Below are 14,125 nucleotides of genomic sequence, written 5' to 3' on the forward strand. Positions count from 1 at the left end.
AGATGTCGATCGACGTCAACAACGAGTCCGGCACCGAGGTCGACGAACAGGCGATCCTCGACATCGCCCGTTACGCACTGGCCCGGATGCGCATCCACCCGCTCTCCGAGCTCTCGGTGATCGTGGTGGACGCGGGCGCCATGGAGCAGCTGCACATCCAGTGGATGGACCTGCCCGGGCCCACGGACGTCATGTCGTTCCCCATGGACGAGCTGCGGCCCCCGTCCAAGGACGACGACGAGCCCCCGCAGGGACTCCTCGGCGACATCGTGCTCTGCCCCGAGGTCGCCGCCAAGCAGGGCGAGGAAGCACCGACGCGGCACACCATGGACGAGGAGCTGCAGCTGCTCACCGTCCACGGTGTGCTGCACCTGCTCGGCTACGACCACGAGGAGCCGGACGAGAAGGCCGAGATGTTCGGCCTCCAGGCGGCCATCGTGGACGGCTGGCGCGCGGAAAAGGGCCTCACCGGCCCCTCTCCGGCCCCGACCGTCTCATGAGCGCCCCACTCGTCCTGGGGGCGCTGGCGCTCGTCGTCGTCGCCTGGCTTGCCGCCTGCGCGGAGGCCGGCATCGCGCGCGTCTCCAGCTTCCGCGCCGAGGAGGCCGTACGGTCGGGCCGCCGGGGCAGCGCCAAGCTCTCCCGGATCGCCGCCGACCCCACCCGCTACCTCAACGTGGCGCTGCTGGTCCGCATCATCTGCGAGATGTCCGCCGCCTCGCTCATCACCTACGGCAGCGTCCGCGAGTTCGACGGCACCGCCGAGGCGCTGCTGATCGCCATCGCCATCATGGTCCTCGTGTCGTACGTCGCCGTCGGCGTCTCCCCGCGCACCATCGGCCGCCAGCACCCGCTGAACACGGCCACGGTCGCCGCCTACGTGCTGGTGCCGCTCGCGCGGATCATGGGCCCGATCCCCTCGCTGCTGATCCTCATCGGCAACGCCCTCACGCCCGGCAAGGGCTTCCGGCACGGCCCGTTCGCCTCCGAGGCGGAGCTGCGGGCGCTGGTGGACCTCGCGGAGGCCGAGTCGCTCATCGAGGACGAGGAGCGCCGCATGGTGCACTCCGTCTTCGAGCTGGGCGACACGCTGGTGCGGGAGGTCATGGTGCCGCGCACCGACCTGGTGGTCATCGAGCGGTACAAGACCATTCGGCAGGCCCTCACCCTCGCCCTGCGCTCCGGGTTCTCCCGCATCCCGGTGACCGGCGAGAGCGAGGACGACATCGTCGGCATCGTGTATCTGAAGGACCTGGCCCGCAAGACGCACATCAGCCGGGACGCGGAGAACGACCTGGTGTCCACGGCGATGCGGCCCGTGTTCTTCGTGCCCGACACCAAGAACGCCGGCGACCTGCTGCGCGAGATGCAGAAGGAGCGCAACCACGTCGCCGTCGCCGTCGACGAGTACGGCGGCACCGCGGGCATCGTCACCATCGAGGACATCCTCGAGGAGATCGTCGGCGAGATCACCGACGAGTACGACCGCGAACTGCCCCCGGTCGAGGACCTCGGCGAGGGCCGCCACCGGGTCACCGCGCGCCTCGACATCACGGACCTCGGCGAGCTGTACGGCCTGGAGGAGTTCGACGACGAGGACGTGGAGACCGTCGGCGGGCTGCTCGCCAAGCAGCTGGGCCGGGTGCCGATCGCGGGCGCGTCCTCGGTCGTCGAACTGCCGGACGGCCGCGAGCTGCGGCTGACGGCGGAGGCCGCGGCCGGACGCCGGAACAAGATCGTGACGGTGCTGGTGGAGCCGGTGGGCCCGGCGAAGCCGCCGGCCGGCGAGGAGGAGCCGGAGGAATGACCCCGGAGCGGCTGCGCGCCCTGTGCCTGTCCTTCAACGCGGCGGTGGAGGAGTTCCCCTTCAACCCGGAGACCTCGGTCTTCAAGGTGCTGGGGAAGATGTTCGCCCTGACGAACCTGGACGCGCGCCCGTTGAAGATCAACCTCAAGTGCGACCCGGACGACGCGATCCGCCTCCGCGCCGACCACCCGGACCTGATCGCCCCGGGCTGGCACATGAACAAGCGGCACTGGAACACGGTGACGGTGTCCGGCGGCCCCGGCGAGCTCCCGGACCGCCTCGTCCGGGAGCTCGTGGAGGACTCGTACGACCTCGTCGTGGCCGGCCTACCGCGTGCCGACCGTCTCCGCCTCGACCGCCCCTGATTCCGCCCGGGCCACCCGCAGCCCCACCGCGACCAGCACGGCGGCCGCCAGCACGATCACCGCGTCCAGGACCAGCACCGTGTGGACGCCGGTCCGCAGGTCGGTCGCTGTGGTGGCCAGCACGCCGAGGAGCGGGATGCCGACCGTGATGCCCACCTGCTGGGTGGAGGTGACCAGGCCGGTCGCCAGGCCCTGCTCCTCGTCGGGGACGCCGGAGGTGACGGTCAGGCCGTAGGAGATGATCGCGCCGAGGTGGCACATGCTGGCCAGGGACACGGCGGCGGTGGCGAGGACCACCGACCAGCCTCCTTCACCCAGCGCCAGCAGCGACAGCCCGACGGCCCCCTGCCCGGCGAGCGCGCCGACGAGGGTGCGGCGGGCGCCGAAGCGGCCGATGACGCGGGGCGCGCAGGAGCCGGCCACCACGGACAGCACGCCCTGCACCCCGAAGACCAGACCGGTCTCGAAGGCGCCCAGACCCAGAACCTCCTGCAGGTACAGGGTCAGGACGAAGACCACCGTCGACATCATCGAGAAGGTGACAAGACCGCCCAGGTTGCCCCAAGCAACCGTGCGGCGGCGCAGCATCGGCAGCGAGACCAGCGGCGCCGAGGTGCGGGACTCGACGGCCACGAAGGCGGCCAGGAGCACCAGACCCGCGACGAGGGCGACGAGGACGTCGATACGGCCGAAGCCGTGCTCGGCGGCCGTGGTCAGGGCGTAGATGAGGGCGAGCAGGCCGCCGGTGACGGCGACCGCGCCGGGGACGTCCAGCCGGGGCCGCTCCGGGGTCCGCGACTCGGGCAGCAGGCGTGGGGCCAACGGCAGCACGACCAGGGCGAACAGGGCGAGCAGGCCCATCGTGGAGCGCCAGCTCAGCAGGTCGGTCAGGACGCCGCCGGCCACCATGCCGACGGTGAAGCCGAGCGAGAGCAGCGTGCCGGAGATGCCGAGGGCGCGGTCGCGGGCGGGGCCCTCCGGGAAGGTCGTCGTCAGCAGGGACATGCCGGTCGGGACGATGGCCGCCGCGCCGAGCCCTTGCAGGGCGCGTCCGGTGAGGAAGGAGGCCGGGTCCCAGGCGAGGGTGGCGAGGAGGGAGGCGGCGCCGAAGAGGGCGAGGCCGCAGAGGAAGAGCCGACGGCGGCCGTAGAGGTCGCCGATGCGGCCGAAGAGCAGCAGGAACCCGCCGGACGGCAGGGCGAACGCGGTGACCGCCCACTGGAGGGCGGAGGTGCTCATGCCGAGGTCCGCGCCGAGCACGGGCAGGGCGACGTTCAGGACGGAGAAGTCGAGCGCGACCATGAACTGGGCCGCGCAGAGCACGAACAGGACGAGCCGGTCGCGTGTCGAGAGCCGGGCGGCGGTCCGCCGTTCGGCCACGGGGGTCGGGGTGGTGTCGATCGCCATGGACAGGAGCCTCGGGCCCCCGGAATAGTTGTGGGGAGCCACGGATTGTTCTGGTGGTGCCACCACCAGGCACCGTCGTCAGCGGGTTCGTCACGGGGGGAGTGCGTACGTGCCGGATGTGATCACGAGGGCGCAGGGCGCGTCGTCGGGCCGGGACCGTCGCCGCAGCGAGCTGCGGGAGTTCCTGATGAGCCGGCGGGCCCGGGTCTCCCCGGCCGAGGTCGGCCTGCCGGAGGGCGGGGCGCGTCGCCGGACGCCGGGGCTGCGCCGCGAGGAGGTGGCCGTGCTGGCCGGGGTGGGCGCGTCCTGGTACCAGTGGCTGGAGCAGGGCCGTGACATCTCCGTCTCCCCGCAGGTCCTGGACTCGGTCGGCCGGGTGCTGCGGCTCAGCAACGCCGAGCGCCGCCACCTGTACGTGCTGGCCGGGCTGAACCCGCCCGCCGCCGAGGTGGAGCCGGCGAACCGGGACATGTGCGAGGGGCTGCGGCGGCTGATCGACACGTGGATGCCGTATCCGGCGCACATCATGGACCGGTACTACAACTGCGTGCTGTACAACGACGCGGCTGCGGCGGTGCTGGGGATGCGGCCCGGGACGACGTGGAACTGCGTCATCGACTACTTCACCGACCCGCTGTACCGCTCCCGCGCCCGCACCTGGGAGCAGAACGCGCGCACGGTCGTCGCCCACTTCCGTGCCGCCTGCGCGGCCAACCCGGACGACGAGGGCTTCCAGCAGGTGCTCGCGGACCTGAAGAAGGCCAGTGCCGAGTTCGCGGCGCTGTGGGAGCAGCGGGACATCGAGGACGCCGGGCAGATCCGCAAGGAGCTCGACCATCCCCTGGTCGGGCTGCTCAGCCTGGAGTCGACGGCCCTGCGGGTGCCGGCCCGGCCCGACCTGACCATCGTGCTGCACACCCCGCTCGACGAGGCGGACACCGCGGCGAAGCTGGAGTGGCTGGCCTCGCCGGAGGGCCGGCGGGGGGCGATGTACCCGGTGGCGGGGTGAGCGGGTCGGTGACGGGCGGGCTCCGTATGCTCGGATCATGACCGAGATTCCCGACCTCGACCCCGAGGACCGCAAGATCGTCACCCTGGCCCGCTCCGTCCGGGCCCGCAACGGTGTGCCCGAGGGCGCGGCCGTACGCGACGAGACCGGCCGTACGTACGCCGCGGGCACCGTCGCCCTGGACTCGCTGCAGCTCAGCGCGCTGCGTACGGCGGTGGCGATGGCGGTGGCGTCCGGCGCGACCTCGCTGGAGGCGGCCGCGGTGGTGACGTCCGCGGAGTCGGCCTCCGCGGAGGACCGCGCTGCCGTACGGGACCTGGGCGGCGCGGAGACGCCGGTGCTGGTGGCCGGGCCGGACGGCACGGTGCGGGAGACGGTCACGGCGGGCTGAACCGTCCCGCCCGTACCCCACCGCTGTTACCTCCGGTAGTTAGGCCAGATCTCCACCTTGTCGCGCGGCGCCTCCCGCGCATCAATGGACACGCAGCGGGTCCGGACCCCCAACTGCCCCCCACACGAAAGGGACCGGAATCCATGAGAGGCAAGCGACTCGGAACAGGTCTGTCCCTGGCCGCGGGCGCACTGGCCGTCTGCGGCCTGGCGTTCGCCCCCACCGCCGCCGCCGTCGACCCCGGAACGGCGACCGTCAACGCCGACTGCGGCAGCTACGGCGGCGGTGACGCCACCCTCACGGCCACGCAGGACGGCACGGCCGCGACGATCACGCTCAACACCTCGTCGGTCACCGCGCCGGTCTCCCTCGGCCAGGACTCCCTGGTCTCGGAACTGACGCTGGTCAAGCCGGACGGCGGCACGGTCGCCTTCAAGGGCACGAAGAACCCGGCGATGTCCACGGGCGACGCCCTCGAGGTGGGCCCCCTCCCCGGCACGGTCGCCTCCGGCGACACCCTGGAGGCCTACGGCGGCACCCTCAAGGTGACGGCCTTCGGCTTCATCACGATCACCTGCACGGCGACGGGGCCACAGGCGCCGGGGCCGTTCGTGTTCGACTGACGTCGGCCGGCAGGCCTGGGCCGGACTCCGGCCCGGCCCAGGTGACCTGTGAAGCAGTCCTCGCGCTCCACCCGCCACCTCGGCGAGAAGCGAGCCGATCAGATAGACAGGAATTCTTCCTCGAACCCAGCCAAGTAACGTAGATATCGCGGTGCCAGGTACGATTCGTCGTCCACCAGTTTTCGCATAAAGCTGAGGTGGTGCTGAGCCTTCTCGTACTCCCCTTGCAGTGCATACGTGAGGGGAAGTCTTTCGATTTGGCGATCAGGCATCTGCCCCTTCACGGTGATCAGGGCCTGCGTCACACCCTGGTACGAGGCTGTCCGACGCAAGAACTCGAGGGCGATGCCGGTGACATCCTGCATGTTCCTCTGGGCGCTTTCGGCCGGCGCATCACCGGTCAAGTCGACGGGGTGCTCCAACCACTGCGCTTCAGGCCTGAGGTAGCCGACGTTTGCCGATACCGTGGCCACGTAGCTCCGTCCATCCCAACCAGGCACGACGTCGCCGCACCATCGTGCAATACGTTCTTCGACGGCTGAGCAGCGGACTCCGGCAAAGGTCGCCACCAGCAGGTTGCTGCTCCCACGCTTGGCGTGATCCGCGAAGGAGCACCACCCCTCGAAACCATGCCCGAGATCCAGCACGTACTCGTAGTTGGAAGCCCGTCGTCTGAAGCCGACGGCCTTCATCGCGCTGGCAATCTCTTTGAAAACCTCAGACTTTTTCACTGCGGCAACCTCCGCGGCCAGGGGAGAAGTGCACGCCTTGGCCCCGGCATGACCCTGCAGGGAGCGTGGGTGTGCGTGCGCTGCGACATCATACGTCTTGATGGACGACGTTGATCACGAATCGTGATGGGTCCAGGTACCCGGCGATGCCTCCTCGCCTCGCGTACCGGCCATAGAGGATCAATCCCGTCTCCGTGAAGAGATCATCCATTGCCTTTTGGTGTGGTTCGTAATTAGCACCGGGCCCATTCTTTGATTCGTGCAGGTAGATGTAACCGTCTTTCATCGTGACCAGGTCATACTTGCGGTAGTTGCCCTTCGCGTGCCTAGTACCCGGTATACGAGCATGGACTTCTCGCCCCACCACAGTGTGCCCTTGGGCCACTACGTCACTTTCCAGTTGATCGACTCCTCGATCTCCGATCTGACCAGGCGTCGCGCCACCCCTGGCCGGACAGTTGTGAACCAGGACCGGCGTGGCCTCCGCGAGCACGTAGTACGTGTGGGTGTTGCCGACGGTGAGGTTGTGGACTGTTGCGCCAAGGCTCGTCCAGCGTTCGATCGCGGTGATCTGGACGTGCGTGCCGGCGCTCGTTTGGAGCCACTGGCCGGGCTGGAGGTCGGTGGCGTCGAGCCATTCGCCGAGTTCGGGGACCCAGAAGGGGTGGCCGTCGGTCGCGGTGACCTCGGCGGTTTCCTCGCCCTTGTCGCCGTCGGTGTCGATGACGACCTTGACCAGGTGCTTGAGGCCTTCGCCCTTGATCTCGGCGGTGACCGTCTCGATCCGGGTCTCTCCGGTTTCGGGATCGGTGGCGACTACCTTGTCGCCGGCCTTGACCTCCTCGATCGGCTTCGTCGTGCCGTCGGCCATCAGGACCTTGGTGCCGGGGACGAAGCTGTTGCCGACGGGGCAGGAGCCGCCGTCTCCGCCGTCGGCCTTGCCGGAGTCGCCGCTGCCGCTGCTGCCGCCCTTGCTGCGGGAGGAGCCGCCTGAGTCGCCGCCCGGCTTGGAACCGCCGCCCTTCGAGCCGCCTCCTGAGCCCTTGCTGACCGAGGACGCCTTGGGGGCAGCCTTGGCCTGGGCCTGTTTCTGGACGGGGTTACCGGTCTTCTTGGTCTGCGCGACCGCCTTGTCCGAGGTTCGTTTCGCCTGCTCCGCGGCCTTCTTCTTGGCGCGTTGCGCGGCTTCCTTCTTCGCCTTCTCGATGGCGGCCTTCTTGGCCTTCAGCGCCGCCGTCTCGGCCGCCTTCGCGGCCCTCAGGACGGCCTCGGCCGCCTTCTTCGCCTTGCGGAAGGCCTGGATCGCGTTGATCGTGCGGTCGATGGCCTTCAGGACGCCGGGGATCTTGCCCGCCTTGAACCACGGGATCGCACCCAGGACCATCCCGGCGCACGACCACATGTCACCGCCGAAGCAGGCCATCGCGTCGTTGATGCCGATGAAGTCCTTCAGCGTGGACCACGCCGCGCCCAGGATCACCGAGGACAGCGACTTGCCCATGGTGGCCTGCGCCTGCGCGACCTGCGCCGCGGACAGACCCGCACCCGCCAGGGCAGCCGCCCGCTCCGAAGCGGTCAGACTGATGGCCAGACCCGTCGGGTCGGACATCGTCACCGGGTTGTTGTGCGCGTAGGCGTACCCGTTGGACTGCAGCAGATCGTTCAGGTCCAGCACCGGGTCGGCCGACAGGAACCGTCCCACCACCGGGTCGTACAGACGCGCCCCCAGCGGCTGATAACCGGAGGAGTCGTCCCGGGTGGCACCCAGGAAACCCGTGTGCGCCTGCAAGTTGGCGCCGGTCTCGCCCGCACCCCGCTGGTTGCCGAACGGATCCTGCTTACGGACCCGCACCGACATGCTGCCGCCCAGCACCACCTCCGCATACGTACTGCCCTGATGATCACCGGCCAGAGCGACCCTCCGCTTGTGTCCCGGACGGCCCCAGCTTCCGGATCACGGTGGACGGCACGCCGGTGTACTGCGCGGACCTCGGACTCACGGAGGAGCAGCGGGTGCTGAAGGAGGGTGCGTAACCAGCTTGTCGAGTACGGGCGTTGACGTGGCTCGGGCAGGCTGCGGATGATCCGGGCCATGGCGACGACGAACCCGATCCCCCGTTTTCCCGTCGGCTTCCTGTGGGGTGTGTCGACCTCGGCGCACCAGATCGAGGGGGCCGTCGACGCGCGCGAGCCGTCGGTGTGGGACGTGTTCACGGCCGAGCCGGGCCGGGTGCGGGACGGGTCCACGGCGGCCGTGGCCTGCGACCATGTCCACCGTCACCGCGAGGACGTGGCGCTGCTCGCGGACCTGGGCGTGGACGCGTACCGCTTCTCGGTGTCCTGGCCGAGGGTGCGGGCCGAGGGCGGGCTCGACTTCTACGACCGGCTGGTCGACGACCTGCTGGCGGCGGGCGTGCGGCCGGTGCCGACGCTGTTCCACTGGGACCTGCCGGCGGACCTGGACTGGCTGGAGCGGGACACGGCGGAGCGGTTCGCGGAGCACGTGACGCGGGTCGCCGCGCGCCTCGGCGACCGGGTGACGAAGTGGATCACCTTGAACGAGCCCGCCGAGCACACCCTGTTGGGGCACGCGCTGGGCGTGCACGCGCCGGGCCGGACGCTGCTGTTCGACGCGCTGCCGGTGGCCCACCACCAACTGCTGGCGCACGGCCTGGCGGTACGGGCGCTGCGCGCGGCAGGGGCCTCCGACATCGGCATCGCGAACTCCCACGGACCGACCTGGCCGGCCTCCGACGACGCGGCGGACGTGGCGGCGGCAGACTTCTACGACACGCTGCTGAACCGGCTGTTCGCCGATCCGGTGCTGCTCGGCCGCTACCCGGAGGGCATCGGGGAGCTGATGCCGGGCGACGTCGAGGCGGACCTGAAGACCATCGCGGAGCCGGTCGACTGGTACGGGATCAACTACTACGCGCCGACGCGGGTGGGTGCGCCCCAGGGCGCGGAGATCGAGTTCGGCGGGGTCCGGATGCCGGCCGAACTCCCCTTCTTCGTACGGGATGTGGAGGGATACCCGGTGACGGACTTCGGCTGGCCGGTGGTCCCGGAGGCGCTCACGGAACTCCTGACCGCCTTTCGCGGGCGGTACGGCGACCGCCTCCCCCCAGTCGTCATCACGGAGAACGGCTGCGCGTACGAGGGCCTGAACGACACCGACCGCATCACCTACCTCGACGGCCACGTCCGCGCGCTGCACCGGGCGGTGGAGGCGGGGGTGGACGTCCGCGGCTACTTCGTGTGGTCGCTGCTGGACAACTTCGAGTGGGCGGAGGGATACGGCCGCCGCTTCGGTCTGGTCCACGTGGACTTCGACACGCAGCGGCGGACACCGAAGGCGTCGTACGGCTGGTACCGCGCGCTGCTGCGGGAGCAGCGGGACTGAGGCGGGGTCTCAGAACCCGAGGCGCCGCAGCTGCTTCGGGTCCCGCTGCCAGTCCTTGGCGACCTTGACGTGCAGGTCGAGGAAGACGGGGGTGCCGAGGAGGGCCTCGATCTGCTTGCGGGACTTGATACCGACGTCCTTCAGGCGCTTGCCCTTGGGGCCGATGACGATGCCCTTCTGGCTGGAGCGCTCGATGTAGAGGTTCGCGTGGATGTCGAGCAGCGGCTTGTCGGCGGGGCGGTCCTCGCGCGGCAGCATCTCCTCGACGACCACCGCGATGGAGTGCGGCAGCTCGTCGCGCACGCCTTCCAGCGCGGCCTCGCGGATCAGCTCGGCGACCATGACCTGCTCGGGCTCGTCGGTGAGGTCGCCCTCGGGGTAGAGGGCGGGGCCCTCCGGCATGAGCGGGATCAGCAGGTCGGCGAGGAGGTCGACCTGCTTGCCGGCGGTGGCCGACACAGGGACGATCTCCTGCCAGGTGATGCCCAGCTCCTTGCCGAGCTGGTCGACGGCGATCAGCTGCTCGGCGAGCGCCTTGCTGTCGACGAGGTCGGTCTTGGTGACGACGGCGATCTTGGGGGTCTTCTTGATCCCGGCGAGCTCCTTGGCGATGAAGCGGTCGCCGGGGCCGATCTTCTGGTCGGCGGGCAGACAGAACCCGATCACGTCGACCTCGGCCCAGGTGGTCCGCACGACGTCGTTGAGCCGCTCCCCCAGCAGGGTGCGTGGCTTGTGCAGCCCGGGGGTGTCGACCAGCACGAGCTGCGCGTCCGGCCGGTGCACGATGCCGCGCACGGTGTGCCGGGTGGTCTGCGGCCGGTTCGAGGTGATCGCCACCTTCTGCCCGACCAGAGCGTTCGTGAGGGTGGACTTGCCCGCGTTGGGCCGGCCCACGAAGCAGGCGAAACCGGCCCGGTGAACGGCTTCGGCCGGCTGCTCGGATGACTGGGTACGAACACTCATGCCGCCCATTCTCCCTGATCGCCGGGGCGGCTCGGACCAAGGCGGGCCCGGGTCGCCCACGAGGGGAGACCCGAGCCCGCCGGGAACGTAGCCGTGGCCCTCAGCCAAAGGCCTTGATCTGGTTCCAGTCCACGTTCAGGACCACCTTTACCGCGGCTCCGGTACTGGCGCGGGACGGGTTGTAGATCCGGGTCGCTCCGTCGGAGCGCAGGCGGGCCCAGATGTCCGGGATGCCGTCGCCGCTGACGTCAGGGATGCCCAGGGCGGTCGCCACGTTCGCCTCCGACCAGTTGGTGCCGTAGCCCACGTCTCCGTTGAGCGCGTTGGCGGCCAGTTTCAGCGAGTCCAGGTCGACGCTGCCGCTGACGGGCCCGGGCCGCCCGTGCCGGACGTACATGTTGCCGTTGTCCAGGTTGCGCCACAGCAGGTCGGGCGTCTTGTCGCCGTTGATGTCGGCGACGTTGACGATGTCCCGCCGGGCCCAGGCGTCGGAGTTCATCAGCGTGGCCTCCCGGAAGGTGCCTCCGGTGTAGCCGGACAGCGTCCAGAACTCCGCGCCTGCCCGCAGCACCAGATCGGGGTGACCGTCGCCGGTGATGTCGCCGACCGCCTTGATCTGCGTCCAGGTCGAGGGGGCGGGAGCGTTCGAGGGCAGCCGGATCGCGATCCGCTCGCCGACGTCGAAGCTGCCGTAGCCGTCACCGGGGTACAGCCACGCCTTGCCGTCCGGGGTGACCGCGAACAGGTCGGTGGTGCCGTCACCCGGGAAGGCGTCCGCCCAATGGGTGATCAGTGCCGCCTTGCCGGTGGACGGGTCGAACCAGTGGTTCGCGGGATGCAGTTTCGTCTTCCCGGTCCGGGTGTCCTTGGTGTACGCGGCGCCGAGACAGCCGTACAGTTCGCCGCCCGCGCTGCCGACGCAGTTCATCAGCTTGCCAACCGCGTCCACGATCAGCAGGTCGGGAATGCCGTCACCCGTGGTGTCCCAGGGTTTATCGGCCTCGTCCCTGGGCGGTACGTAGAAGGCGTAGTCGGTGCGCACGCTCTGGTTGCCCGTGGCGTCGTAGGCGTGGACCAGCAACCAGTTGGGTCCCGCGTGGGCGGGTGCCAGGGTGACGGTCGCCCGGCCGCTGGAGGCCGGCGCCTCGAACCACTGCAGGCCCTCGATGGCGTAGCGGAACCTCGTCGCGCCCGACGAGACGAGGGTCACCTTCCCGCTCGTGCCGAAGGGTGCCTTCGCCCAGGTCAGCCCGTCGGACGTGGCCTCGGGGAAGTCCTCACTCTCGATTTCGGGCTGCGGCGGGGCGGTGGCGTCGATGGTGATCCGGCAAGGCTCGCTGCCCGGCGGGAAGTACGAGGACGCCGCATTGTCCGTGTCCACCGCCCGCACGTCCCACGAGTAGGTCGTCTTGTCCGCCAGAGGGAAAGTGACGGGGATCTGCACCGTGGCGGTGCCGCTGGAGTTCGGCTTGGCTATCTTGGCGGCCGGGACCGTCCCACCCACCTTCCAGAAGCGGAACTGCAGCTCACGCAGGTTGCCGTCGGCGTCCTTCGCGTTCGCCGACAGGGTGATGTTCGTCTTGCCGATGGTCACACCCGCGCCCGGGCCGGCCTTGCAGGCGCCACCGGGCGTGGACTTGCCGGCGGTCGGTTCGTTCGGCTTGCGGTTGTGGGTCACGCTGAGCGTGGCGGAGTTCGCCTTGAACTTGCGCCAGGTAAAGGTGTCGGACTCGCTGGTGGCGCGCATGCCGAAGGTGATCGTGGACCAGCCGGCGTTCGCTCCCTTCTGAGCGGCCGCCGTCACGTCGAAGCGCTCGTAATCGTCGGGGCAGGAACTGGAGTAGCCGTGTGCGAAGGAGAGTTCATCGACCTTGCTGCTCCAGGCCGGCTGCTTGTTCCACGTCGTGCCCGAGGAGATCGCCCCGGTCAGCCAGAACTGGAACTGCCGTTTGGTGCACGACCAGGAGTGGTTGTTGAGCACCTTGAACTTCGCGTCGGAGACCGTCGTGCCCTTCAGACTGCTGTCGAACTCCATGCGCCAGAAGGAGCGGGCGGTGCCGTTCGTGTCGTCCTCGTGGCCGACACGGGCGTCGGAGGTGCCGGAGCTGAAGTTGGTGCCGTTCCAGAAGCTGCTGTTCGGGTACGGCTTGTACGCCACCGTCCAGGCCTTCCACCGCGGGTTGATGGTGGGGTCGACGAACACCGGGAAGCGAGTGTCCGCGTCGGTCAGGAGCCCGGTCCTCCCCAGCCCCAGGTCGATGCGGGCCTCGCCGGTGCCGTCGCCCAGGAGCCGCATCGGCATCCGGTCCTGGCGCGCGCCCGGCTCGATGCCGCTGAGGCCGGACAGCTTCAACACGTCGGCCGACGTGGCGACAGAGGTGCGCGGCGCCACTCCGGGCTCCGCCTCGGGGTCACGGCCCGATGAGTCCCAGCCGAACGGTGTGGGGACGGCGCCGACCTCCCGGCCCGCCTCGTCGAGGATCGAGACGTGGCTGGAGCCGTCGCTGTGGTGGAACGTGGCAGTCTCCGACCGCAGGCCGTACGACACCTTGGCCAGCGCCTCGTTCTGTGCGGCCTCGCGCGTCTTGACGATCAGCAGTTGGGCGAAGCCGCCCTCCTCGCGTGCGACCAGCAGCAGGTCGACGCCCGGCAGCACCTCCGGGTACAGCGCCCGGGGCCCGTCGAGCACCGGCTCGGGCAGAACGCCCGGCCAGGTGTACGAGACGGTGTGCCCGTCGAGGACCGTCTCGGCCAGGACCGTTTCCCCGGCTCCGGTCCCATCGGCCAGCGGCAGGCGAGTGTAGGAGCGGTCGGCGCGGTCCTTCCCGCCTGCGGTGCCACTGGAGAAGCGTACCGGCACCGGGGGGTTCACCGGGCGGAGGCCCAGGCCGTCGCCGGTGCGCCGAAGTCGGTTGTCGACCGGCGCCCACTGTCCCTCGGCATTCTTCACACGCTTGGGGAACGCGGTCATGTCGGTGCGCAGCTTGCCGTCCGGCAGCGCCCAGGTCTGCGAGGTGGCGGTGGTCGCCGTATCGACGAGGACGGGTTTGCGGCTGCTGCGCGCCTCGGCGGAAGCGGCGGCCTCGTCACGGGGGCCGGTGGCGGCCGGCTTCGCGTCCGTCGTGCCCTCCGCGCGGGGCGCCGACGTGTCGTCGGGGAGCCACCACGGCAGGAGGGCGGCGGTCAGGGCGGCCAGGACGAGGCCGAGGGTGAGGCTCAGCCGGGTGCGCGTGCGCACGAACGGGCTGAGGAGGCGAGGCGGCGCGGACACGGCGGCGGTCACTCCCGTGTGGACCAGGCGGACAGGGCAGCACGGACAGCCCCGGGACGCAGGTCACGGGGCACGGGCGCGCAAACGATCACACGATGTGCACAGAACGTCCACCTGTGAAGAAGTTATGACTTCGTGATGACCTTTCTGTGGCT

General features: G+C 70.0%; 11 protein-coding genes and 2 pseudogenes. 8 read left to right on the plus strand and 5 right to left on the minus strand.

The window, feature by feature from the left end; genetic code table 11:
* Positions 1-2 precede the first annotated feature (2 nt).
* The 3 genes from ybeY to ACQZOG_RS06080 are packed head-to-tail and all read left to right on the plus strand — an operon-like array spanning position 3 to position 2,172.
* Positions 3-500, plus strand: coding sequence for an rRNA maturation RNase YbeY (gene ybeY / locus ACQZOG_RS06070; RefSeq protein WP_024888363.1), 498 nt, complete (start codon positions 3-5; stop codon positions 498-500).
* Positions 497-1,807, plus strand: coding sequence for a hemolysin family protein (locus tag ACQZOG_RS06075; RefSeq protein ID WP_403257129.1), 1,311 nt, complete (start codon positions 497-499; stop codon positions 1,805-1,807). The genes ybeY and ACQZOG_RS06075 overlap by 4 nt, the downstream gene beginning before the upstream one ends.
* Positions 1,804-2,172 (plus strand): MmcQ/YjbR family DNA-binding protein, encoded by a 369-nt coding sequence (locus tag ACQZOG_RS06080; protein ID WP_430741350.1) that lies wholly within the window; start codon positions 1,804-1,806, stop codon positions 2,170-2,172. The genes ACQZOG_RS06075 and ACQZOG_RS06080 overlap by 4 nt, the downstream gene beginning before the upstream one ends.
* On the opposite strand, the gene ACQZOG_RS06085 is transcribed toward ACQZOG_RS06080, so the two are convergent.
* Positions 2,134-3,579, minus strand: a complete 1,446-nt coding sequence (locus ACQZOG_RS06085; protein WP_191881545.1) for an MFS transporter — start codon at positions 3,577-3,579, stop codon at positions 2,134-2,136. The genes ACQZOG_RS06080 and ACQZOG_RS06085 overlap by 39 nt on opposite strands.
* A 109-nt stretch (positions 3,580-3,688) precedes the next feature.
* Between ACQZOG_RS06085 and ACQZOG_RS06090 the strand changes: the two genes are divergently transcribed.
* The 3 genes from ACQZOG_RS06090 (at position 3,689) to ACQZOG_RS06100 (ending at position 5,602) form a co-directional block, all read left to right on the plus strand.
* Positions 3,689-4,588, plus strand: a complete 900-nt coding sequence (locus tag ACQZOG_RS06090) for a helix-turn-helix transcriptional regulator (protein WP_191881546.1) — start codon at positions 3,689-3,691, stop codon at positions 4,586-4,588.
* A gap of 37 nt (positions 4,589-4,625) precedes the next feature.
* Positions 4,626-4,979: a cytidine deaminase gene (locus ACQZOG_RS06095; protein ID WP_191881547.1), complete on the plus strand. Its 354-nt coding sequence runs from the start codon at positions 4,626-4,628 to the stop codon at positions 4,977-4,979.
* A 143-nt stretch (positions 4,980-5,122) separates the two neighbouring features.
* Positions 5,123-5,602: a hypothetical protein gene (locus tag ACQZOG_RS06100; protein WP_191881548.1), complete on the plus strand. Its 480-nt coding sequence runs from the start codon at positions 5,123-5,125 to the stop codon at positions 5,600-5,602.
* A 98-nt stretch (positions 5,603-5,700) separates the two neighbouring features.
* Here the strand turns inward: ACQZOG_RS06100 and ACQZOG_RS06105 are convergent, their stop codons facing one another.
* Entirely contained in the window at positions 5,701-6,333 is a 633-nt protein-coding gene (locus ACQZOG_RS06105; RefSeq protein ID WP_191881549.1) for a hypothetical protein, read from the minus strand.
* 454 nt (positions 6,334-6,787) lie between these two features.
* Positions 6,788-8,251 (minus strand): annotated as a pseudogene (locus ACQZOG_RS06110) (RHS repeat-associated core domain-containing protein); the annotation flags it as partial.
* Between ACQZOG_RS06110 and ACQZOG_RS06115 the strand changes: the two are divergent.
* Positions 8,251-8,367 (plus strand): annotated as a pseudogene (locus ACQZOG_RS06115) (protealysin inhibitor emfourin); the annotation flags it as partial. The pseudogenes ACQZOG_RS06110 and ACQZOG_RS06115 overlap by 1 nt on opposite strands.
* Before the next feature lie 58 nt (positions 8,368-8,425).
* A complete protein-coding gene (locus tag ACQZOG_RS06120; RefSeq protein ID WP_058917875.1) occupies positions 8,426-9,736 on the plus strand; it encodes a GH1 family beta-glucosidase in 1,311 nt (436 codons plus the stop codon).
* A 9-nt stretch (positions 9,737-9,745) separates the two neighbouring features.
* Here the strand turns inward: ACQZOG_RS06120 and era are convergent, their stop codons facing one another.
* Positions 9,746-10,699 (minus strand): GTPase Era, encoded by a 954-nt coding sequence (gene era / locus ACQZOG_RS06125; RefSeq protein ID WP_037643817.1) that lies wholly within the window; start codon positions 10,697-10,699, stop codon positions 9,746-9,748.
* Between the two features lie 100 nt (positions 10,700-10,799).
* Positions 10,800-13,970, minus strand: coding sequence for an FG-GAP-like repeat-containing protein (locus ACQZOG_RS06130; protein WP_193457000.1), 3,171 nt, complete (start codon positions 13,968-13,970; stop codon positions 10,800-10,802).
* Between the last annotated feature and the right edge of the window lie 155 nt (positions 13,971-14,125).

The sequence above is a fragment of the Streptomyces sp. P13-3-3 genome (genome assembly GCF_050571355.1).
Classification (GTDB): domain Bacteria; phylum Actinomycetota; class Actinomycetes; order Streptomycetales; family Streptomycetaceae; genus Streptomyces; species Streptomyces althioticus.